The organism is Natronorubrum aibiense, assembly GCF_009392895.1.
Classification (GTDB): Archaea; Halobacteriota; Halobacteria; order Halobacteriales; family Natrialbaceae; genus Natronorubrum; species Natronorubrum aibiense.
Genome location: NZ_CP045488.1, coordinates 1,704,592 through 1,725,735 on the forward strand (window position 1 = coordinate 1,704,592; position 21,144 = coordinate 1,725,735).

19 protein-coding genes are annotated in these 21,144 nt (G+C 61.7%); 11 read left to right on the forward strand and 8 right to left on the reverse strand.

Features of this window, described 5'->3' with window-relative positions:
* Positions 1 to 339 precede the first annotated feature (339 nt).
* Complete coding sequence (locus GCU68_RS08360; RefSeq protein WP_152940646.1) at positions 340 to 1,710, forward strand: aspartate aminotransferase family protein; 1,371 nt, start codon at positions 340 to 342, stop codon at positions 1,708 to 1,710.
* Positions 1,710 to 2,873 (forward strand): acyl-CoA dehydrogenase family protein, encoded by a 1,164-nt coding sequence (locus tag GCU68_RS08365; protein ID WP_152940648.1) that lies wholly within the window; start codon positions 1,710 to 1,712, stop codon positions 2,871 to 2,873. Before GCU68_RS08360 ends, GCU68_RS08365 begins: the two co-directional genes overlap by 1 nt.
* Positions 2,874 to 3,323: 450 nt before the next feature.
* Here GCU68_RS08365 and GCU68_RS08370 read toward each other — a convergent pair whose 3' ends face one another.
* Positions 3,324 to 3,842, reverse strand: coding sequence for an Lrp/AsnC family transcriptional regulator (locus GCU68_RS08370; protein ID WP_152940650.1), 519 nt, complete (start codon positions 3,840 to 3,842; stop codon positions 3,324 to 3,326).
* A 190-nt stretch (positions 3,843 to 4,032) separates the two neighbouring features.
* On the opposite strand from GCU68_RS08370, the gene GCU68_RS08375 reads away from it, so the two are divergent.
* Positions 4,033 to 5,307, forward strand: coding sequence for an MBL fold metallo-hydrolase (locus GCU68_RS08375; protein WP_152940652.1), 1,275 nt, complete (start codon positions 4,033 to 4,035; stop codon positions 5,305 to 5,307).
* 51 nt (positions 5,308 to 5,358) lie between these two features.
* On the opposite strand, the gene GCU68_RS08380 is transcribed toward GCU68_RS08375, so the two are convergent.
* Positions 5,359 to 6,108: a DUF5518 domain-containing protein gene (locus GCU68_RS08380; RefSeq protein ID WP_152940654.1), complete on the reverse strand. Its 750-nt coding sequence runs from the start codon at positions 6,106 to 6,108 to the stop codon at positions 5,359 to 5,361.
* Between the two features lie 367 nt (positions 6,109 to 6,475).
* Here GCU68_RS08380 and GCU68_RS08385 point away from each other — a divergent pair, with 367 nt between their 5' ends.
* Positions 6,476 to 7,690 (forward strand): MFS transporter, encoded by a 1,215-nt coding sequence (locus tag GCU68_RS08385; protein ID WP_152943663.1) that lies wholly within the window; start codon positions 6,476 to 6,478, stop codon positions 7,688 to 7,690.
* A 115-nt stretch (positions 7,691 to 7,805) separates the two neighbouring features.
* Positions 7,806 to 8,594: an HpcH/HpaI aldolase family protein gene (locus GCU68_RS08390; protein ID WP_152940655.1), complete on the forward strand. Its 789-nt coding sequence runs from the start codon at positions 7,806 to 7,808 to the stop codon at positions 8,592 to 8,594.
* A gap of 49 nt (positions 8,595 to 8,643) precedes the next feature.
* On the opposite strand, the gene GCU68_RS08395 is transcribed toward GCU68_RS08390, so the two are convergent.
* Positions 8,644 to 9,045, reverse strand: coding sequence for a DCC1-like thiol-disulfide oxidoreductase family protein (locus tag GCU68_RS08395; protein ID WP_152940657.1), 402 nt, complete (start codon positions 9,043 to 9,045; stop codon positions 8,644 to 8,646).
* A 212-nt stretch (positions 9,046 to 9,257) separates the two neighbouring features.
* On the opposite strand from GCU68_RS08395, the gene GCU68_RS08400 reads away from it, so the two are divergent.
* The 3 genes from GCU68_RS08400 (at position 9,258) to GCU68_RS08410 (ending at position 12,702) form a co-directional block, all read left to right on the forward strand.
* Positions 9,258 to 9,947 carry a sensor domain-containing protein gene (locus GCU68_RS08400; protein WP_152940659.1) on the forward strand — a complete coding sequence of 230 codons (690 nt, stop codon included), beginning with the start codon at positions 9,258 to 9,260 and terminating at the stop codon, positions 9,945 to 9,947.
* Between the two features lie 95 nt (positions 9,948 to 10,042).
* Positions 10,043 to 11,290: a hypothetical protein gene (locus GCU68_RS08405; protein ID WP_152940661.1), complete on the forward strand. Its 1,248-nt coding sequence runs from the start codon at positions 10,043 to 10,045 to the stop codon at positions 11,288 to 11,290.
* Positions 11,291 to 11,439: 149 nt separating this feature from the next.
* Positions 11,440 to 12,702 (forward strand): RNA-guided endonuclease InsQ/TnpB family protein, encoded by a 1,263-nt coding sequence (locus GCU68_RS08410; RefSeq protein WP_152940663.1) that lies wholly within the window; start codon positions 11,440 to 11,442, stop codon positions 12,700 to 12,702.
* A 23-nt stretch (positions 12,703 to 12,725) separates the two neighbouring features.
* Here GCU68_RS08410 and GCU68_RS08415 read toward each other — a convergent pair whose 3' ends face one another.
* From GCU68_RS08415 to GCU68_RS08435, 5 genes are all read right to left on the reverse strand, one after another.
* Positions 12,726 to 13,895 carry an MFS transporter gene (locus GCU68_RS08415; protein ID WP_152940665.1) on the reverse strand — a complete coding sequence of 390 codons (1,170 nt, stop codon included), beginning with the start codon at positions 13,893 to 13,895 and terminating at the stop codon, positions 12,726 to 12,728.
* A 177-nt stretch (positions 13,896 to 14,072) separates the two neighbouring features.
* Positions 14,073 to 14,189: a CcmD family protein gene (locus tag GCU68_RS08420; RefSeq protein ID WP_152940667.1), complete on the reverse strand. Its 117-nt coding sequence runs from the start codon at positions 14,187 to 14,189 to the stop codon at positions 14,073 to 14,075.
* A gap of 2 nt (positions 14,190 to 14,191) precedes the next feature.
* Positions 14,192 to 14,914, reverse strand: coding sequence for a cytochrome c biogenesis protein (locus GCU68_RS08425; protein ID WP_227014806.1), 723 nt, complete (start codon positions 14,912 to 14,914; stop codon positions 14,192 to 14,194).
* Between the two features lie 43 nt (positions 14,915 to 14,957).
* Positions 14,958 to 15,644 (reverse strand): cytochrome c biogenesis CcdA family protein, encoded by a 687-nt coding sequence (locus tag GCU68_RS08430; RefSeq protein ID WP_152940669.1) that lies wholly within the window; start codon positions 15,642 to 15,644, stop codon positions 14,958 to 14,960.
* Between the two features lie 59 nt (positions 15,645 to 15,703).
* Entirely contained in the window at positions 15,704 to 16,885 is a 1,182-nt protein-coding gene (locus GCU68_RS08435; protein ID WP_152940671.1) for a c-type cytochrome, read from the reverse strand.
* Between the two features lie 172 nt (positions 16,886 to 17,057).
* Here GCU68_RS08435 and GCU68_RS08440 point away from each other — a divergent pair, with 172 nt between their 5' ends.
* From GCU68_RS08440 to GCU68_RS08450, 3 genes are read left to right on the forward strand one after another with little or no spacing between them, the layout of a single operon-like run.
* A complete protein-coding gene (locus tag GCU68_RS08440; RefSeq protein ID WP_168927079.1) occupies positions 17,058 to 17,531 on the forward strand; it encodes a thioredoxin family protein in 474 nt (157 codons plus the stop codon).
* Positions 17,528 to 19,942, forward strand: a complete 2,415-nt coding sequence (gene ccsA, locus GCU68_RS08445) for a cytochrome c biogenesis protein CcsA (protein WP_152940675.1) — start codon at positions 17,528 to 17,530, stop codon at positions 19,940 to 19,942. Before GCU68_RS08440 ends, ccsA begins: the two co-directional genes overlap by 4 nt.
* A gap of 3 nt (positions 19,943 to 19,945) precedes the next feature.
* A complete protein-coding gene (locus GCU68_RS08450; RefSeq protein WP_152940677.1) occupies positions 19,946 to 21,136 on the forward strand; it encodes a carboxypeptidase-like regulatory domain-containing protein in 1,191 nt (396 codons plus the stop codon).
* The last annotated feature ends 8 nt before the right edge of the window (positions 21,137 to 21,144 follow it).

Consider the following 21,144-nt stretch of genomic DNA (forward strand, 5'->3'; position numbering starts at 1 on the left):
TCTTTCCACTCTATTGCGTCAGCCACAGCAATTTCGAAACACTTCTAATATTCACGCCGCACGATCAAATGTTAATTTGAATAATGTCTGTAGTTGACACCGGATTAGATATAGATTGGCGAATATATTTGATTCTCAGTCGTGCGAATTGACCGACGACGGTGTGGGGCGTTGTCAGTTCAATACAGTTTCATCGACGACGGTAGCCCACCGTCTGTCGTGATCCCACTCTGTTGGATTATATCCAATATCTGAGTGCGATCTTAGATTATTGCTGTCTAACGCAAACCACGTGAGATTTCGCATCAAATATATATGCGGTGCTGGAAATAGTATGGTATGGCTGCAGGCCCGCCAATCGAAGACCTACATTTCGCGATGGAACCATCAGTCGACGAGGTTCCGGGACCGAACTCACGAAAACTTCTCGACCGCCAACAGGAGATCGACAGCAGCGCCGTTGCGTATCCCAAACGAATCCCGATCGCACTCGAGGAAGCCCGCGGCGCGACGGTTCGCGACGTCGACGGCAACACCTTCCTCGACTTTTTCGCCGGGATCGGCGTCTTGAACGTGGGACACTCCAACCCGTACGTCCTCGAGGCGACGCAGAACCAACTCGAGTCGGTCGCGCACACGGTCGACTTCCCGACCGAGGCACGACTCGACCTCATCGACAAGCTTCGAGAGATCGCCCCCGGCGGGCTGGCCGGTGCGAGCAACGTCGTCTTCGGTGGGCCAAGTGGGAGTGACGCGATCGAAGGCTCGATCAAACTCGCCAAACACAACACAGGTCGACACGGCCTGCTCGGTTTCGAAGGGTCCTACCACGGCACGACCGCCGGTGCGCTCAGTCTCACTGCGGGCAAGAAGTACAAGAAGGGCTACGGCCCGTTGCTCGCGGACACCGTCCACGTCCCGTACCCGACCCGCAACGCGGGCGTCGGGAGTCAGGATGCCTGCGAGCGCTGTCTCGACGCCGTCAAACGGAAGTTCGAGGCCCCCTACGGCGGTCACGAGACGCCGGCCGGCATCTGGGTCGAACCGATTCAGGGTGAAGGCGGCGTCGTCGTTCCTCCGAAGGGCTTCCTGCAGGGGCTCCGTGATATCGCGGACGACAACGACGCGATGTTGATCGTCGACGAGATCCAGACCGGACTGGGCCGAACCGGCGAGTGGTTCGCTACGGACCATTTCGACGTGACGCCGGACGCGATCACGATGGCGAAAGCACTCGGTGGCAGTGGCCTCCCAATTGGTGCGATGCTCTACCACGAGAAGTTCGACACGTGGGGGCCGGGCGGCCACGTCGGCACGTTCCGCGGCAACGCGCCCGCGATGGCCGGTGGTCTGCGGGCGATCGAGTACATCGAATCCCACGACCTGCTCGCACACGCGACGGAACTCGGTGGCTACCTCCGAGACCGAATCGCCGAAGTCGCAGAGACGACCCCAGAGATCGTCGACGTGCGCGGGAAGGGACTGTTCGTCGGCGTCGAGTTCGAAGATGCGGACGGCAGTCCGGATGCCGACATCGTCAAGGAGATTCAGCAGCACTGCTACGAAAACGGCGTTCTCGTCTGGAGCGCCGGCCGACATGGGAACGTGTTGCGGCTCATCCCGCCGCTCGTTCTCACCCACGAACAGGCGGAATTCGGCATGGACGTCCTTTGTGAGGCCGTTCGTGCGACGACGGAGGGTTCACACTAATGCTTGATTATCTCGACCTCGAGGCAGAGCTTACCGACGAAGAACGACTGATCCGCGATACGGCACGCGAGTTCGTCGACGAACAGGTTCGCCCGGACATCGGCGAACACTTCGAAAACGGCACGTTCCCGAAAGAGCTGATCCCCGAGATGGGCGAGATGGGCTTTTACGCGCCGAACCTCGAGGGCTACGGCTCGCCGAACGTCTCCGAGACGGCCTACGGCCTGCTGATGCAGGAACTCGAGGCCTGTGACTCTGGGCTGCGCTCGATGGCGTCGGTACAGGGCGCGCTCGTGATGTACCCGATCCACGCCTACGGCAGCGAGGAGCAAAAGGAGGAGTGGCTGCCGAAACTCGGCGCTGGCGAGGCTGTCGGCTGTTTCGGTCTCACCGAACCCGAGCACGGCTCGAACCCGACGGCGATGGAGACGTACGCCGAACGCGACGCCGACGGCTACGTCCTCAACGGCTCGAAGACGTGGATCACGAACTCCCCCATCGCCGACGTTGCGATCGTCTGGGCGCGTGATCGCTCGAGCGAGGACACCCCTGTTCGGGGCTTCCTCGTCGAGACCGACCGCGACGGGGTCTCGACCAACAAGATCACCGAGAAGCTGTCGCTTCGCGCCTCGATCACGGGCGAGATCGGCCTGAACGACGTCCACGTCCCCGAGGAGAACGTCCTCCCCGGCGTCTCGGGCATGAAAGGCCCGCTGTCGTGTCTCACACAGGCACGCTTCGGCATCGCTTGGGGTGCCGTTGGTGCCGCCCGAGACTGCTTCGAGACGGCTCGCCAGTACGCCACAGATCGCGAGCAGTTCGGCGGCCCGATCGGGCGCTTCCAGCTCCAACAGGACAAACTCGCGGAGATGGCCACCCAGATCACCCTCGCCCAGTTGCTCATCCACCGGCTGACGGAACTCAAAGAACGCGGCGAGTTGCGGCCACAGCACGTCTCGATGGCCAAACGCAACAACGTCCGCATGGCTCGCGACCAGTCTCGCATCGCTCGCGAGATGCTCGGCGGCAACGGCATCACGACCGACTACTCGCCGATGCGCCACCTGGCGAACCTCGAGACGGTCTACACCTACGAGGGGACCCACGACATCCATACCCTCATCCTCGGTGAGGATCTGACCGGTATCGCCGCCTACGAATAACCCACTCGAACGCCTCGAGACGGTATTACATTCGAGGCTGCCCGAGACTGCGCCGGGTGGCGATTGCACTGCATCCACTCCGGCGTGACGAGACGGTTATCAAGCGGAGTAGGGCGCTAAAACCTCGCGCTTCAGCGCGGGGATACAGCGCCCGCACGTATTTTTAAGAGGTTCTACGGCGGACTGAATGCTATCCGAGGCGGTCTATCCGCCCTATCCCAATGAGACTGTATCGGGATTCGCCCTTTCGTCGTGGAAGGCACCCCTTCCATCAGACGAACAGGGTGCAGGAAGCACAAGATAACTCCGAATCCCCGTCTTCTCAACGGTGGATAGGGGTAACGGTAGCGTGGCACTGCCAGCATTCCCTCGGGGATGTGAAACCGTAAATCTCCCAACTCAGCAAGCTTCGGCTTGTGGGAAGCTCCGCCGTTTACGGCGGAGAGGATGTCACTCGCCGTCGGCAGATAGCTGGTGAAAATCGAGCAGCGACTGCTGGCTGTAATCACGCAGCGTGCCGATCCCCGTGTTCGTCTTGATCGTCGAGATGACGAACTTCGAACTCGTGCGCCGGATTTCGTCGATCGATTCGTAGTCGTCGACGAGGTCTTCGACCATGTCCCGTGAGGTGAGCCGCCCGATCACGACAAAGTCCGTATCGCCCATCGTAAAGTAGACCTGATTGACGCCCTCGATATCTGCGAGTTGTTCGCCGACCCGCTCGTGGTACCCCTCCCCGAACTCCGCCCAGATTTCGGAGATGATCGTGATGCCGAGACCGACTTTCTCGAGGTCGAGTTCGTACAGTTCGTTCGTGATGACGCCCTCCTCTTTGAGACTCTGCAAGCGATAGTGGACCGTCGACTTCGGAATCCCCGTTTGTTCGTGGATGACCTCCGTGTTGTCGGTCTCCTGTTCGGCGATCGCGAAGATGATCCTGACGTCGCGCTCGTCCAGTGTCGTACTCATCTATGCGTCTGTTTGACGTAGCCCATCCTACTCCTTTTCGGTGCCGAGCCGTCACCCGATTCGGAGTGCTCGACATCGCCGACCGAGCGGTGTCGATCCCGGTTCGCCGGGCGCTCGGACGAGCGTGATCGGTCGCCGGCCGACGACCGGAAGCGATGGAGGAAAACGGCTCGAGGACGCAGCGTCAGTAATGGACATTCGGTTTCTCGGCGGCGCCGGCGAGGTCGGACGCAGCGCGATCCTCGTCAACGACGCGCTATTGCTCGATTTCGGGATGCTGACCGCCAACCCGCCCCAGTTTCCCCTCGAGACGCCCGATCCCGAGGCGGTCGTCGTCTCGCACGGCCATCTCGACCACGTCGGAACGCTTCCCGCCCTCCTCTCGGGTGATGCGCGACCGTTGATCCACTGGACTCCACCGACGGCCGAACTCGCGCGCACGCTCGCTCGAGACACGCTCAAACTCCACGGTGGTTCGTACAACTGTCCGTTTACCGAGACGGATCTCAAGCGCGTCACGCAGGTCTCGGAGACCCACGGCTATCGGGAGTCGTTCGAGGCCGCCGGCCACGAAATCACGTTCTACAACGCCGGCCACATTCCGGGCAGCGCTCACGTCCTCGTCGACGACGGGGAGACCCGACTGCTCTACACCGGCGACTTCCACATCGACACCGACTCGAGCGACGCACCCGGCCAAACCAACGCAGTAAGCGGGCAGCGCTTGGTCGCGGGGACCACCGCGCGGCCGGACGCCGACATCGTTCTCTGTGAGAGTACGTACTCCGACGTCGAACACGAAGACAGAGCCATCGTCGAGCAGCGGTTCGTCGAGAGCGTCGAGACGACGCTCTGGGACGGCGGCACGGTCGTCGTCCCTGCGTTCGCGATCGGTCGAACGCAGGAGTTGATGCTCGTCTGTGCGGCCCACGACATCCCGTGTTACGTCGACGGGATGGGGACACAGGTCACCGAGATGTTGCGCCAGTATCCCAGCTACGTCCGCGACGGCGAGGCGTTTCGGCGGGCGATCTCACACGCTCGTTTCGTCACTGGCCGCGACGGCCAGCGCAAGCGGATCGTCGACCAGACGGCCGCGATCATCACCACCAGCGGGATGCTCTCGGGCGGGCCAGCAATGACCTACATCCCCGAAATCCGCCGGAATCCAGTGAACAAAATCACGATGACGGGGTATCAGGTCGAAGGGACCCCCGGTCGCGACCTCCTCGAGACCGGCAGCGCCGAAATCGACGGCCGAGTGATGCCCGTCAGCGCGCAGGTCGAGCAGTACGATTTCTCAGCCCACGCGGATCGAGACGGCATCCGCGCGTTCCTCGAGTCTTACCGCGACAGTACGGTTCTGATCAACCACGGCGACCGCTGTGAGGCGTTCGCCGACGAGTTGCAGGCCGAGGGATTCGACGCGAGTGCACCAGAACTCGGCGAGACCGTCTCCGTGTAAGCGGTGCCAGCCTCTCCCGTGAGATGGGACTCGGGAGACGAAACGCGGAGGTCAGTCGGTCGCCCCTCGGCGGTCTGCGAGTCGACCACCGACGTACCCGCCGAGAGCGCCGAGACCGGCACCGACGGTCGCGACGAGTCCTACTGAAAGGAGCATGATCGTTCCGACGACAATCGCGTTTCCGGCCTGCCCGATGGCGAACAGTCCGGACAGCAGGCCGACGAACACGAACAAAAGAGTCGAGCAGAGTGGCAGCGTGGGCAACAGCCCTGCGAGCGCTCCGACGCTAACCGTCCGATCGGATTCGTTCCGCTCGAGGTAGCCCGCCAGCGCACCGCCGACGGCGGGCGAGACGGGCGAGACGGGGATGAAAGAAAGCACGACGGTAGTCACAGCGCCGAGAACGGCGAACGTGCCAAACGAGCTGACGGACTCGCCTGTCCGGGCTCGACGGTGAGCGCGGTGTCTCACGACGACGTATCCGATCGCGAACAGAACCAGCCCGCCGCCGGTCAAGAGCAGCCCCGGACCCACCCACGAGACGACAGCGTCAGCGACCGTTATCGACTCGGCATCGGTGAGTTCGGTCGTGCCGACGGCGACCGTGATCGTTCCGTCTTCGATGCCCTCCGCGAGGAGTCCTCGGTCGACCGTAAACGCGAGCACGCTCCCATCGACGATCAGAAACAGCCCGCTCAGCGCAATGACGACTCCGAAGAGCCAGTCGACGAACTCCGGGAGTGGACGACCGGCAGCTGGGTGTCCGTCCGCGCTTGCACGCTCGGTTGGTGTACTCCCCATAGCACTGTGTACTGTCGTTGGTCACTGCCGTCAAACCACAGCCTCGACCCACTCTGCAGTGACGAACTTGTGGCGACACCCTTCACAGAGCACAAACTCGACGACTTGGCCTGTGGACAGATGAACGTGATAGCGTTGGACGGGGTACTCCGTCGCTCCGCAGTTGGTACATGTCACGGGTTGTCACTTCCGCCGAATACGCCAACTACGGCGACAACCGATATAATTCCCACGTGGGTGTAGTTCCCGCCGCCACTGGTCGTCACTGCACAGCCGATCACACGACGACAATGCGATCGCTGTGCCATCCGGTCGATACGACCGGTATGACAACCTACTCGGTGTGTCAGCACACACCCCCGACTTCATGGGAACTAATGGCAGTGGATACCGACAGGAGTACAGCCTCGTCGTCCTCGCGGCGGGGAGTTACACCTGTCTGATGTTCGTCTGGTTCTCGCTGCCGGCGTTCCTCTCGGCGATTATCGCAGATCTCGATCTCTCGAGTACGCAAGCCGGGATCCTCGCGGGTGCGGTGCCGCTGACGTACATCCCGCTTGCGCTGTTTTCCGGGCTCGCCGTCGACCGAGTCGGCCCCGGTCGAAGCCTCGCGGTCGGCGTGCTGATCTACGGCATCGCCCAGTTCGTTCGAAGCTCCGCCGCCGGCTTTCCGTCGCTGCTCGCCGCGACGCTCCTTCTCGGCGTCGGCGCGACCGCTATAACGTTCGGCCTTCCGAAACTGGTCGGCGTGTTGTTCCCGCCCGAGGCGACCGGGCGGCCCTCCGCGATCTATCTCATCGGGGCCTCGGCTGGCTCTGCGCTCGTGTTCGCAGTCGGACGCCCGGTGCTGGGACCGTGGCTCGGCGGCTGGCGACCGCTGTTTTTCTGGAGTGGTGTCGTCGCCGTCGGTTACGGCCTCTGTTGGCTGCTCGTTACGTGGCGCGTCGACATCGACGGCCGGATGGCTGACACCGACTCGTTTTCCCTCGAGTCGATCGTCGACGACCTGCGGCTGGTGCTCTCCCACCGTGAGCTTCGGTTGGTCGTCGTCATCGGGACGATGTACCTCCTGTTACACCACGGCCTGCAAGGGTGGTTGCCGACGGTGCTCGAGTCGCGCGGGCTCTCGCCCGGCATCGCCGGGCAGGCCACGAGTCTACTGATCGGCGCCTACGTCGTCGGCGTGTTGGTCGTTCCCGCGCTGGCCGATCGGTTCACTGCCCGGCGACTCGCCCTGATGGGCTGTGGCAGCGTCGCGTTCCTCGGCGTTGCCGGGATGATCCTGGGCGAGGTCGGAATCGGCGTCGCCGTCGGGATCGTCTTCGCCGGGTTCGGGATCGGCGGCGTCTCACCGCTCGTCCGGGCGATTCCCCCGGCTCTCGAGGGAATCGGGGCGCGGTTGACCGGGACAGCGGTCGGCTTCATCTTCGCCGTCGGGGAGATCGGCGGCTTCTTCGGTCCGATGCTGATCGGCGTCTTCCACGACGTGACGGGCTCGTTCGTTCCCGGGCTGCTCATGCTGTCGGCCGGTGCACTCGTCGTCGTCCTCGCCGGAACCATGCTGCGATACGAGACCCGGTAGCGTCCTTCGGTCGCCGATCGTGTCTCGATAGAGGCCGACTATCGGTGCCGACCGCTCGAGCCGACGGTGCTGACTCACCGCGAAGTTTTATTGACGTACTACTGGTCCGTCGTCTATGCCGACCACTCCCCGCAGCAACCGGCTTCAACGAACGATCGAGGGTGACGGCGTCGCCCTCGGCGTCCTCGAAAACACGTACAGTCCGGCGCTCGTCGAGTTCTACGGCGACCTCGGCCTCGACTTCGTCTGGATCGATCTCGAACATGCCGGGCCGAGTCCATGGAACGGCGACCGACTCGAGGATTTGCTTCGGGCCGCAGACGTGACCGAGACGGAACTGCTCGTTCGACTGCCCGAGCCCGATCCGGGGATGATCCGCAAGGCGCTTGACGCCGGCGTTCGATCACTGTTCGTCTCGCGGATCGAGACGGCCGACGAGGTCCGGCAGGCGCTCGAGGCGTCTCGGTTCGAGTACGACGGCGACCCCGGAAGACGCGGCTTCGCAAGTCCCCGTGCGAGTCGCTGGGGGACAGCCGACGACTACGCCGGCACCGAAGACGACGAGATCGTCCTCGGCGTAACGATCGAGAACCCGACGGCGGTCGACAACATCGACGACATCCTCGCGGTGCCCGAGCTGGGCTTCGTCTTCGCCGGCCCGCTCGATCTCGCGGTGTCGCTCGGCCATCCGGGCGAACCGACCCACGAGAAGGTCGGCGACCACGTCGAGCGGATTCGGGACGCGGCGCTCGAGGCCGACGTCCCCCTCGGCGGACTCGGCTTCGGGATGGACGACGTCAACGAGAAGGCCGAATCAGGCTACCAGATCCTGAATCTAGGGAGCACCACCGGTGCCCTGCAGGGGACGGTACAGTCGTGGCTCGACGAGTACGATGGTAACTAACAGGCCAGAGCAGGCACGTGATGTGGCGGCTGGGTAGCTTACCGGGCTCTCAGCGGCTCCTACCGTTTTCCGACTCTCGCCTCGCCGGCGGCGTCTTCGAGACAAGTTGTCCCCACGTCTCGCGGTTGTTCGCCACCTGCCGGTAGGCCCACTCGCGGACGCGTTCGTACTCCTCGAAGTGGCGACCGAACTCGATGACGTCGCGGACGGTGCTGTTGGCGGTCGTCTGGCGGAGTGCTTCTTCGATCGATGCCCCACACGAGTAAACCGCGTCGTCGATCACGAGATGCGAACACTGTTCGTAGTGGGTCGGCAGCCGCTCGCGGAGCTCGGGTTCGGTCGAGAGGTCACTGAAGCCGACGATACGCAGTTCGCCGTGTCGATCGATGTAGTCCGCCCACCACGTACAGAACCCACAATCGTCGTCGTAGACGAGCGTTGGCTCGGTCATACGCGACGCTGACGGACTCGAGGCACAAACGCCTGTCCGAAGCCCCTCGAGACAGTGATCGGGGTGGGGCGGCCGACGTGTCGGCTGAGTCCTCGAGCGCTTGGCTCGGTCGCCATCAGGCCGTTGCCGTCGCTGGACCGCTCGTCACGCGATTTCTGCTTCTGTAACTGAACGCGACCCTCTTTATCCGCGTGTGATAACAGTCAGTCGAAATGTCATCTGCAGACCGGCCGAACCGCGAGCGTAGCTATTCGGTCGCCGATCTCGTCGGCGTCGTCGCCGAGCGCCAGACGTACAAAAACCTCTGCTATCTGAGTGTGGCGTTTCCACTCGGAATGGTGTACTCAGTGGTGTTTCTCGTCGGTTTCGGGTTCGGAACCGTCCTCTTTGTGCTCGGCATCGGCGTTCTGCTGTTGATCGGCACTGTCATCGGCTCTCGACTGCTTGCGGGGTTCGAACGATGGCTCGCAAACGCGTTGCTTTCAGTCGATCTCGGGACGACCAACGGCGTTCGGTTCTCGTCAGACGGGTTGCTGGCGACGATGAGACGATATTTCGACGCTCCCTCGACCTGGCGCGGACTGGGCTTTCTCATGGTGAAGTTCTGGTTCGGGTTCGTCGCGATCGTGTTGCTCATCGTGTTCGTCACCGCACTCTCGTTTCTCACCGTGCCGTTCCGGTATCCACACACGGAAGAACTGTTCAGGATCAACGACGAGCCGATCACCTGGACGATCGACACACTCCCGGAAGCAGCCCTCGCAGTGGTGCTCGGGGTTGGTCTCGGACTCGCGTTCTTCCACCTTTCGAACGCTTTTGCGTACGTCGCTGGCCGAATCGCGGTTGCCCTGCTCGATGACTCGAGCGAGTCGGAGGCGACACCGACCGCGCCGATGGACTGAGCCGTCCCTCGAGCCGAGGCCACTCGAACGGTGGCGTCCGGCCCGACCGATCCCGCTGCCAGAACATTCTTGATCGCTGTCCCGAATCAAGATCCATGAGCACCGCGGCAGAGCCGCTGTCGGAACCACAGGTGCTAGCCCACACCAAGCGACGGCTCTTTCCGGACCGGGTCGACGACGACTCGCCGTCTTACGCGGTCGCCGACACGCAGTTTTCGAAATCGGAGTGGCTTCCCGGCCACCCCGTCGATCCGGCCGTTCGGGACTGTCTCGCGCCATTCAATCACGTCCAGATCGGCGGCGGCTACCCGGATCTCGTCGGCGTGCGCGCCCTCGAGTCCGACCTGCTGGCCGTCGACCGGCTCGGCGACGAGCCACCGCTGATCGCCATCGAGGCGAAAGGGGAGACGAGCGGCGGCGTCGACACCCAACTCGGGATCGTGCAGGCCTACGATCGGCTCCACGAGGCGAACGCGGCGTATCTCGCCGCACCAGCGGCTGCGATCTCGGAAACCGACCGCACCCTCGCGCGGGAGTTGAACGTCGGCGTCCTCGGCGTCGCTGCGTCGGGCGAGGTCGACGCCCTCGAGGTACCTCGTGTCGTCGGTAACCGGACCTCGAGCGAGGCGACGGCGCTGCGATTTCAGGCCGGCGCACAGGGCGTCACCGACGCCTCCTTCGGACTGAATCATCCGAAGAACTATTTGGGCTATCCGCTCGTACAGTACGCAGATGGGGACACCGAAACGTTGCTCTCGGCGTACAAGGTCGTCGGCGCGGTCGACGATGCCAGACGCGGCGCTGCCTTTCTCGGGTTGATCGAACCCGGCCCCGTCCCGGCGCTGACGTCGCTCGGCCAGGAGGTCGTTCGATTCGCGATAGCACAGTACGGCTCCGTCGAGGCGGCACTCGCCGAGTTCGAGAACTGGTACCGATCATCGAAGCGCTTCGTCGACGCCGCGCCGGCGTGGGGACGGCTGGCGCGGCGAATCCTGTTCGAGTACCCTGCGACGGAGCTGCTCGTCACGGAACTCCAGACGATGCACGACGACTGGCAGCTCGAGCCCTCGCTCGTCGATCTGGTCGTCCACATGCACGAACTCCATCCGACGTTCACCGTGGAACTCTTCATCCGTGGCGACGAGGCGGTTCGACGACGAGTCCTGACCGAAGACGGCGACCTTCGGCGCTCGGCGCTCGAGGATGGCACCGTCTATCACTCGCCGACCGTCTTCCAACTGAAGGCGATGTTGTACCACGCTGGGATTCTGACGGCGCGAGGAGCGGAGCCGCATCGACTCGAGCCGACCGAGGATGTCTGGGCGCTTCGCGAGGTCGTCTGATTTTAGCGGAAATTGAGGGCGGTAAGCCCCCGTCCTCAAGGAGCGAACGGTGCGTAGCGACGTGAGCGAGTAGGGCGGGGATACACCGCCCGCACGCACAGCCAACACCCAGATATTTACAATCCCGCACGAGAAATCGACAACTACGGATGGACTACAGCGCACGGTTCCGACTCCTGCCAACCACGGAGCAGCGAGAACTGTTGGGTTGGCAACGAAACACCGTGCGCCAAGTCTACAACCACGCACTCCACCGACTCAACCAACTCCCCGAACAACCCGACAAAACCGTCCGACAACGAGTCTGGCACGTCCGCGACGAACTCCCCACGTGGAAGGACAAGTGGCCGGAGTGGAGCAACGTGTACTCCACCGTCCTCCAAGCTGCCGTGGAGCGCATCTACCACAGCATCACCGGCCTCGCCCAACAACGTGACAACGGCCACAAAATCGGAGAGTTGAACTGGAAGAAACCACGCGAATTTCAGAGCTTCACGTACCGCCAACGCGGCTTCGAACTCGACAGAAAGAGTGGTCGCGATGGCCGTGGACGCCTGATCCTCAAGAAAGTGCGTGGCGAGACAATTGAAATCCCGATCCGATTGCACCGAGACCTTCCAGATGACGCCGAGGTGAAACACGTCTCCGTCAAACAGGAAGCCACCGGTGCGTGGTACGCGTCGTTCAACATCGAACACAAGAACCCCGAGAAACCCGATGTTGAGGATATTGACCCTGCGGATGCAGTGGGTCTTGACCTCGGTGTCCTGAACTTCATCCACGACTCGGACGGCCGGTCAATCGACCGTCTTGACCTGTCCGATGACCGCGAGCGACTGGAGCGCGAGCAACGCTCCCTGTCACGCAAAGAATACGAGTCAAAGAACTGGGAGCGGCAACGCCGGCGTGTTGCGGAAGTGCATATAGATATGTGGAACAAGAAGCGTGATTTCAAGCACAAGCTCGCGCATTTCTACACTCGTGAGTACGATGCCGTCTTCGTGGAAGACCTCGACGTGCGCGGGATGCTCGAAAACGGTGGGAACGCGCGAAACAAGGCGGAGGTTGGGTGGCGTGATTTCATCCGAGTTCTCAAGCATCATGGTCGAAAGCACGGGTGTCACGTGGTGGAGGTGGAACCAGCGGGGACAACGAAGGAGTGCAGTCGGTGTGGCGCGGAGACGGTGAAGCCGTTGTGGGTCAGGGAACACAGTTGTCCGTCGTGCGGCTTGGAGTTGGATCGGGATTGGAACGCGGCGCTGAACGTCTTTTCTCGAGGATTGGAGGATATAGGAGTGGTTCACTCCGAAGCAACAACGCCTGTGGAGACTGCGACCGCTGTGGACACCTATAGTGTGTCTGCAAGTCGCGTCGTCGAAGCAGGAAGCCCCTGCCTCAAGGAGGCGGCGTAAGCCGCCGAGTAGGCAGGGGTAGTTCACCGTCCGCGAGCCGCCGCAAGTGCGAGTATTCCGAGCGTGGCCGCCGTCGCCGCCGCGCCGAACACCCCACGAACGCCGAACAGCGGGACCAGCGGCCCGAACAGCACCGGTGAGAGGAACTGACCCGTATAGCCCGCCGACGCGAGATACGAACTGAACTGGCCCTGTCGACCGGCGGGGGCGAGCGCTTCGATCCAGGCGAAGGCCGACGGAAAGACCAGCCCCAGCCCCAGCCCGAACGCGACCACCGACGGGACGGCCATCAGCGCCGACCCCGCGACGGTCGCACCCGCGAACGCGACGATCCAGAGGCCAAGCGCCGTCGCGACGAGTGCGTGTCGACTCGTCCGTTCGACGAGCCGATCGTAGACCGCCGCCGAGACGCCGCCGGCAAGCCCGTTCGCGGCGAGATAGAGACTGATCGACAGTGAAGAGGTGATCCCTAGCCCTGCCAGCAGTTGGGGGTAAAAGACGACGATGCTGTAGAGCAGGACGTTTGCACCGAAGTACAACAGGTAGACCGACAGGAGTCCGGGACGGCGTCGAAAGATGTCGAGAACGCCTCTAACACCGCTTTTCCCGTCTGTATTCGCGCTAGTCCCCCGAATCCCCGTCTCGGGAACGGTCACGATCGCGAGCAGCCCGAGAGGGAGGGCGATCAGGTAGACGCCGAAGGGGGCCTGCCACGAGAGGGTGCCGAGCGCGCCGCCGACCAGCGGCCAGATGACCGCGCCGACGCTGTTGGCGCTGCTTCGCAATCCCAGCGCCCGCTCCATCCGTTGGCCCTCGTAGAGTTCGTAGATGAGCACCGTGATACCGGTGTAGACGAAGGCGACGCCGACGCCTAACACCGCTCTCGAGGCGAGCAGCGGGCCGAACGAGTCGACGACCAGCCCGGCCCCGCCGCCGGCCGCGTACAACAGGAGGCCAATGATAAAGGGACGACGAGGGCCGACGCGGTCGATGAGCGCCCCCGCGATCGGGCTGACGAGAACGATGAGCGCCCCGTGAGTCGTGATGATGAGTCCGGCGTTCGACTCCGAGATCCCAAGGCTCGACTGGATCGCCGGCACGATCGGCCCGAGGATCGCCCCGGCCATCACTGTCAGCGTTGCCGATGCCAGAATTACCCACAGCGTCGCTCGTCTCTCCGATCCGGTCGTCATCGAGCCCTACTCGCGAGAGCAGCGCCAACACGGTTGTGGTTTCCGCGTCGCGTGCTCTCGGTGTCGTCAGCACCGAGATCCAAAGACGCGCGACCGATACTATCCCGACACGCGGCCGTCGTGTGGACTGCAGCGACAGTCAGTGAAGGCGGTATTCGGCCGGGATGCAACCGGGTGTTATTGTAGATCTCGCAGTTGTCGCTCGAGGCGGTGTAACTGACGCTGCATGTAGAGGATGTACGCGAACAGCGCGATGAATATCGCACCGTAGCCGGCGAGGAGGAACGGCTCCATCGTTACGCCACCTCCTCTTTCTTGAAGACGACTTTGTCCTCGAGTTCGTGCAGGCGGATACGAATCGCCATCAGGTAGATGTAGAGCAGTGCCAGTGCGAGCAACGAGATGCCGAGTGTCAGTGGGTCGATGTTCGCACTCACGTCGGGGTTTGCCACGGTCGGTTCGTGAAAGGTCGGCGTCCAGAGACGGCCAGCAGTGTAGGTGATCGGAACGGTGATGAACGCGACCGTTCCGTAGACTGCCGCGAATCGTTCGTCGGCCCCGCGTTCGGTCGAGGCGTACACGACGAGATATCCCGCGTAGATGAACCAGACCATGAGAAACGTGACGAGTCGAACGTCGCTCCACTCCCACCACGAGTTCCAGACGACGCGTCCCCACAGGCTTCCCGTAACGAGCGTCAGTGTTGCAAACAGGAATCCGATCTCACCGCCGCTGTGTGCGAGTCGGTTCCAGAACCGGCCCTCGTACTTGAGATAGAGCACACTCCCGACGAACGTCGCAGAGAGCGCGCCGGCAGTCAGAAATGCGAACGGAATGTGCCAGTAGGCGATGAGGTTAATTCCGTGGTCGATGCCGTACATCGTTCGGGAGGCAAATCCGAATATGAGAGTCAACGACGTCAAACCGAGAACAAACGCGCCCCATCGAACGAACCGGCTCCACATGATCCGGTCGAACAGCGCGATGAGTGTGCCAAGTCGTCTCGAGAGTGTGCGCATATGAGCATGCATTCAACGAGTATGACTTAATTTTTTTCAACAATTACTGGATGAGTGCTGCCAGCAACGCCTTGTCGAGTTCGAACAATAGTCCGATGCCTGTCACGACGAGCGCGTACCCGCTCAGCCGTCGTACTAGCGCGGGCCGGTCGAGCGACTGTACGTGGCCGGTCAGCACACTGCCGGCCCGTTTTCCGCCGTATGCGACGACCAACAGCGGTCCGGAGAAACCGACTCCGTACGTGAAAAGTAGCGTTGCACTCTGTGTTGTCTCGCCGGACGCGCCGACGAACGCGAGCACGCTCCCGAGTACGGGTCCGACACACGGCAACCAGATGACGCCGAGAAACAGTCCGAGCACGAAGCCACCGACGAGTGGGTGATGAGACGTTTCGATGGCGGTCGTAAACCGCGTTACCGATCCGGTAACTCGTGACGCGTACGTCGTGTACGCGGTGTGGAGATCGTCATCGGCCATCACCGCACCGAAGACGATGATCATCGCCACGAACGGCAGCCGAAACGAATCGGGCGTCAGCGAGCCGACCAGCGCCGTGGCGATTCCGAGCACGGTAAACGACGCGATACTCCCGGCGACGATCGCAAGCGGCCGAAACCGGTGTCCGGTGCTTCCCGCGAGTAACGGGGGGATCATCGGGAGACAACACGGTGTGAGTGCAGTGAGTATCCCTGCGACGAAAACTGCAACCAGTCCCGGCGTCTCGAGCATTGATGACTCTATATTCCGAGATGGAAATAAAGAACGTGGTGAATCTTCGACGGCTTCGTTCAGTCGTCCGTCTCGTCGAGCGACTCTTCCCGGAGCGGCTGGTCGTACCGATCGACGTCGTCCGGGATGTCGTCCTCGCTAAGCGACTCGGTTCCCGTCGGAATGCCGGCTAACTCGAGTTTCTTCTGCATCGGGTTCATATCGTATCCGAGGTCTTCCTGCGTCCGTTCGTAGTAGACTCCCTCCTCCGGTGGACCCGTCGTCGGGAAGTCGTCTTCCTTGCCGACGAACTCGGGGCGGTCGTGGCCGTTCATGAACCCGGCGATGTCTTGGACGTCACGCCAGTCAGTCAGCGTGTGCGGTGCGCCGTACGGCATGGCCTCGCGGATGAACGCCGACGACGTGTAGATGCGGGACATTCCAGCACCGTCGTTGAACGAGTCAGGGCCCCACAGTGCTGTGGCAGTGTCCTCGATTCCCTGTCCGTCGTCACCGTGACAGGACGCACAGTTCTCGAGGTAGAGTTCCGCACCCCGGACTGGGTTGATCTCTTCGACTGGAACGCGCTCGTCACCCTCTGCTTTGTTCAGGTGTGACCAGTACGGCTGACCTTTCGTCGGCACGCCCTCGCTCAGCCACTGCATGTACGCCTCCATGGCTTGCATCTCCCTGCTGTCGTACTCGGGTGTACCTTCCTCGGAGTCCTGGGAGTTCATACTCCGGTCGAAACAGCCCATCAACCGCTGGCGACTGTCGCGCATCCGGTCGCGCCGGCTGGTCCACTCGGGCAGGTCTGCATGGGTTCCGACGAGCGGAATCATGTTGATATCCTGGCCGACCATTCCCTGCGACATGCCGAGCTCGCTGCCGCCGTGACAGCTCGCACACGACAGTTCGTTGCCGACGTGCTCTGGGAGCTCTTCGGAAGTGTTTTCCATGATCTCGCGCCCGTAGATGACGAGTTCTCGCTCGTTTTCGTTCTCGGGAAGCGTCGACTCGTTCATCTCCTTGGGGCTGAACTGAATCTCTTCGCCGGCCGTTTCGTTCCGGTACTCGAGGTTATCTTTCGACTCGCCTTCTCGAAGATCGCCGTCCAACACGTTCCGATCCGGCCATTCTGCCGGTGCTTCTATCGGATCGCTCGTTTCGTCGTCGCTGTCATCGGGTGCTGTCGGAGCGGAACAACCGGCCAGAACGGCCAGTATGAGTACTCCTGACAGGATGAGTAATTTCCGCTTCATGGTCTATCAAACCCGATTTTCGAATGCGTTCTACATAATGCACTATATGGCATATATCGCAATGACGGAAACTAATGATTAAAGATTTATGGTCAGTGGAATCTCATAGGAAAATTAGCATCCATCGTATGGTCACGTCAAACAAACCGTTACTACTGAACCCACCGAAGCCGTGACACCACGAAAAACCCTCACGATCGCACTTCTTATCATGGCCCTCGGGATTGGATACTATTCGATGAATACAGCATCCGTACTGAGTGATGAATCACACACATATCATGGAGACACTGCATGGAAAACAGATGTAGACGAAGCGATGGAAACCGCTGCCGCGGAAGACAAACCGGTCCTCGTCTACTTCTGGACGACGTGGTGTACCTACTGTGAAGACTACAACAAGAACGCCTACGTCGATCCGGACGTCAACGACCGGCTCGACGACTTCGTTCTCCTCGCGGTGAATCTCGACGATAGTAGTCCGGAGGCGAAAGATCTCCAGCAACGATACAACGCGAACTACCCGCCCCAGCACGTCGCGATCACGCCCGACGGAGAACTGTTGGTAGAAATCAATGGATACGCCGAGACGGACTCGTTCATCGCGTATCTCGACGAAGCACAATCGGAGTGGGAGAGTCGATGATCGGACCTGCGCTCATCGCCGGTTCGATGCTTACCGGACTCGTTGCGACGGTGCTCCTGTTTCGTGGCTATCTTCGCCGAGACAACGACTACGTTTCCGTCATCACACCGTTGATCGGTGTCACTGCTGGTTTGCTGGTCGTCGCACTCGGCTATCTCACGTACCAGTTCGTCGTCACCGATTACACGAACGCGTACGTTTGGAACAACACGGCGAACTACATTCCACTCCTCTATCGTATCACCGGCGTCTACGCGGGTAACGAAGGCTCCGTTCTATTGTGGGCAGCACTGGCCGCCGTCGTCGCCTTCTGGTCGGCTGCCCGCCGCGGAATTGCGTCGTCCGATGCGAAACTCGTGCAGGGACTGACGGTCGGGATTGTCACGTACTTCGCGGCCATGTTGTTCTTCGATAGTCCCTTCACCTCCATTACCGAGGAGTTCCCCGAGATGGGCGAAGGGGTCGCGCCGCTCGATGGGACGGGACTCAATCCGCTTCTGATCGATCCGTACATGGCGATCCATCCTCCGGTGATGTTCATCGCCTACGCCCTTCTGACGATGCCGTTTGCCATCGCCGTTGCCCATTTCATCTCGACGATTCGTGGTAACGGAGGGCTGTTCAGCGACTGGATCGGAAGCATTACGCGCTGGCTCCGCGTCTCGTGGCTCTTTCTCACTGCCGCGATCGTCCTCGGGTCGCTGTGGTCGTATCGAGTCCTCGGCTGGGGTGGGATCTGGGCGTGGGATCCCGTCGAGACTGCCGTGTTGATCCCGTGGATCTTCCTCACTGCGACGTTACACGCCGTGATGAACTACCGGTCACGATCGACGTACGCAACGCTTGCACCGGCGATGACGGCGACGACATTCGCTCTCGTCATCTACGCGACGGCGATCGTCAGAAGTGGCGTCTTCCGCAGCGTTCACTCGTTTGCCGACGACGGTATCGGGTTGGCGCTGCTCGTGTTGCTTGCAGCGACGACGATACTCGGCGTCTGTCTTCCGCTTGGCTACTGGCTCCTGAGAGAGCCAGCCGAGTCAGCCGACGACTCACAGCCATGGCTCACTCGAGCGAATCTGTTACACCTCGCCGTCCTCGGTATCGGACTGCTCGGTTTCGTCTCCGTCTGGGGGCTCTCGTTCCCCGTCCTCAACAGCTACATCACGGGGATGGAAGTCGAAGTGACGGGCAACTACTACAACCTCTGGAGCTATCCAATCGTGCTCGCGATGCTGTTGCTCCTCGGGTTCTACATGGATTACGATGTCGAGGGTCGCCGCCGTGCACTGCTCTCGCTTGGCGTCTTCACGACGGCAACCGTTCTGGCTGCGCTGGTCGCGCCGACCGACTCGTGGCTGCTCGCAACGAGTGACACGAACGATGCGCTATTCTACCAACTCATTGGCAGTGTGAGTGCTCTCTCGCTGCTCCCGCCAGCGGCGTACGTCTGTCTCACGGTCATCAATCGTGCACTCGAGTACGTTCCCGGCTCGCCGAGTCGCAACTATCAATTCAAACAGGTGGGCGTCGCGATGGTTCACATCGGATTCGTGATCCTCGTGGTTTCCGTCGCGTTCTCCTATCTGTTTACCGCGCAGTCGTCGGTGATTGTCGCCGATGCCGAACAGGAGGCAGCACTGGACGACTCCGGCGTCCACGACGTCCCAGACTCCGCTTACGCCGTCGAAGTGTCCGACTATCGTGAGTATCAGCGTCCGGAGGATCCAGACGTTCGAAACGTCGCCTTCTCGGTCGACGAAGTGACTGCTCGAGGTGATTCGATTCACGAGACGGTACAGCCTGTGTACGGAACGGTAACGGAGGTTAATCAGGGGCCGGAGGCGACGATCGTCCAACTCGACGATTCGCAGATCTGGCTCGGCGTCGTCGGCGACGGGCAGGCGGACGTTGACGTTTCCGAGGGCGATCGGGTCGTCGGCGTTGGTTACGTGATGTGGGATTACCTTCCGGAGTTATCACAAACCGATGCGGTCGTCGTCACCGACCCGGCGGACATCGGTACGATGACGAACCCACCTGCTGCGCTCGATCAGACGCGCGTTCAGGGCAGTGCCGTCGGACTCACCGTCTACGAGGGTGGTGAACGGCTCGCCAGCGGCGAAGCCGGCCAGGAGCGCTACCTCCAGCAGGACGGAATGGAGGTCAGAAACGTCTTCGTCGATCGTGGACTGGCCCACGACACGTACGTCATCGCAGCGGTCGACGACGGAACCGCCTCACTGACGATTCGGCAGATTCCACTGATGAATCTCATGCGCATTAGTACCGGCGTATTGCTCGCAGGAATGTTGGTTATCATCCTTTTCGATCCGGCCTACGGGCTCGTTCGCGCATGGTCACGTCGAACCGAACAGCCAACCACCACCGAAACGCCATCCGACGACTAATACATGTCACACAAACATACATTTGTTACAGTACTCGCATCGCTTGCACTCATCGCACTCGTCTCGATCGCGCTGGTTCCCGGCGCTGTCGCCGAGGAGTCGTATTCCGGCACCGTGACCGTCGCAGACGGCTCCGCGGAGGGAGACAACATTACCATTACGCCGCTCGATGCGGGGTACAACGCAGTCGATGATCCAACCGAGACGACCATCGAGAACGGCTCGTTCAGCTACGAGCGGGCCGACAACGCGTCAGTGTACTTCATCAAACTCGAGCACGCCGGTGCAGCTCACTACGAACTCGTCACCGACGGTCAGGAGCCGACGATTACCCTGAACGAAACGGCAACCGGAACGCTCGTCGACGAGGACGGCGATCCAGTCTCGAACGCGACCATCAACGTCACGAGCGAGCACGGGCCGCCGGTCGATCAGCTGACGGTCGATGACGGCTCGTTTACCCTCGAGCCACTCCAGCCCGATCGAACGTATCCGATTCGTATCGAAGCGAACGGCGCTGTCTACGAGCGGACGCTCTCGACCGGAGATGGATCCGTCGACGCCACGTACGAGCTTCCGGAGCCGACTGCCGACCGGGACGTGTTACACCTCGGCGGTGGACAGCCCGTGAACCACCTGCTGCGGGTCGGACCCACCCAGAACGGGTCGGGACTGTTCGTCGTCGAAACCGTCTCGCTCGAGAACAGTGCAGACCGCCCCTACGCCGGTCCTGTCGAGTTTGCGGTGCCGTCGGATGCCGAAGTCGTCACGGGAATGGTTCAAGAGGAGCGTACTGAAGTCACCGTCGAGAACGGAACGGCAACGGTCGACGCCTCGATCGATGCCGGCGAGAAGGCTGATGTTTCGGTCTTCTACCGGCTCGAAGACCAAGAACTCGAGAAACCGGTCGGATACGACGTCGAGCAGTTTGCCATCTCGTTTGTCGAGTACGACCTGAGTCAGGTCGAGTTCTCGGATAACCTCGTCGAAGCGGACGCGCCGATGCCAATGGTGATGAACACCAACGCCCTCGAAGCGGACGAACGGATCGCTGTGAGCATCGATGAGCGCGGGGCGGTCGCCGGCGACGAACGGGGAGACGACTCGCAGGGCGATGAGCTACCTGTCGGGCTCTTGAGCGCTGCGTTCGTCGGAATCGTGGTCGTAGGACTGCTCGCGTACCGACGGCTGTAGTTACAGAA

Bases quoted from the DNA above. Each gene is read 5' to 3' on its own strand.
- GCU68_RS08395 (WP_152940657.1), bottom strand. From the start codon at position 9,045: ATGACCGAGCCAACGCTCGTCTACGACGACGATTGTGGGTTCTGTACG.
- GCU68_RS08420 (WP_152940667.1), bottom strand. From the start codon at position 14,189: ATGGAGCCGTTCCTCCTCGCCGGCTACGGTGCGATATTCATCGCGCTG.
- GCU68_RS08375 (WP_152940652.1), top strand. From the start codon at position 4,033: ATGGACATTCGGTTTCTCGGCGGCGCCGGCGAGGTCGGACGCAGCGCG.
- GCU68_RS08370 (WP_152940650.1), bottom strand. From the start codon at position 3,842: ATGAGTACGACACTGGACGAGCGCGACGTCAGGATCATCTTCGCGATC.
- GCU68_RS08400 (WP_152940659.1), top strand. From the start codon at position 9,258: ATGTCATCTGCAGACCGGCCGAACCGCGAGCGTAGCTATTCGGTCGCC.
- GCU68_RS08390 (WP_152940655.1), top strand. From the start codon at position 7,806: ATGCCGACCACTCCCCGCAGCAACCGGCTTCAACGAACGATCGAGGGT.
- GCU68_RS08430 (WP_152940669.1), bottom strand. From the start codon at position 15,644: ATGCTCGAGACGCCGGGACTGGTTGCAGTTTTCGTCGCAGGGATACTC.
- ccsA (WP_152940675.1), top strand. From the start codon at position 17,528: ATGATCGGACCTGCGCTCATCGCCGGTTCGATGCTTACCGGACTCGTT.
- GCU68_RS08365 (WP_152940648.1), top strand. From the start codon at position 1,710: ATGCTTGATTATCTCGACCTCGAGGCAGAGCTTACCGACGAAGAACGA.
- GCU68_RS08380 (WP_152940654.1), bottom strand. From the start codon at position 6,108: ATGGGGAGTACACCAACCGAGCGTGCAAGCGCGGACGGACACCCAGCT.
- GCU68_RS08385 (WP_152943663.1), top strand. From the start codon at position 6,476: ATGGGAACTAATGGCAGTGGATACCGACAGGAGTACAGCCTCGTCGTC.
- GCU68_RS08450 (WP_152940677.1), top strand. From the start codon at position 19,946: ATGTCACACAAACATACATTTGTTACAGTACTCGCATCGCTTGCACTC.
- GCU68_RS08415 (WP_152940665.1), bottom strand. From the start codon at position 13,895: ATGACGACCGGATCGGAGAGACGAGCGACGCTGTGGGTAATTCTGGCA.
- GCU68_RS08405 (WP_152940661.1), top strand. From the start codon at position 10,043: ATGAGCACCGCGGCAGAGCCGCTGTCGGAACCACAGGTGCTAGCCCAC.
- GCU68_RS08360 (WP_152940646.1), top strand. From the start codon at position 340: ATGGCTGCAGGCCCGCCAATCGAAGACCTACATTTCGCGATGGAACCA.
- GCU68_RS08410 (WP_152940663.1), top strand. From the start codon at position 11,440: ATGGACTACAGCGCACGGTTCCGACTCCTGCCAACCACGGAGCAGCGA.
- GCU68_RS08435 (WP_152940671.1), bottom strand. From the start codon at position 16,885: ATGAAGCGGAAATTACTCATCCTGTCAGGAGTACTCATACTGGCCGTT.
- GCU68_RS08425 (WP_227014806.1), bottom strand. From the start codon at position 14,914: ATGCGCACACTCTCGAGACGACTTGGCACACTCATCGCGCTGTTCGAC.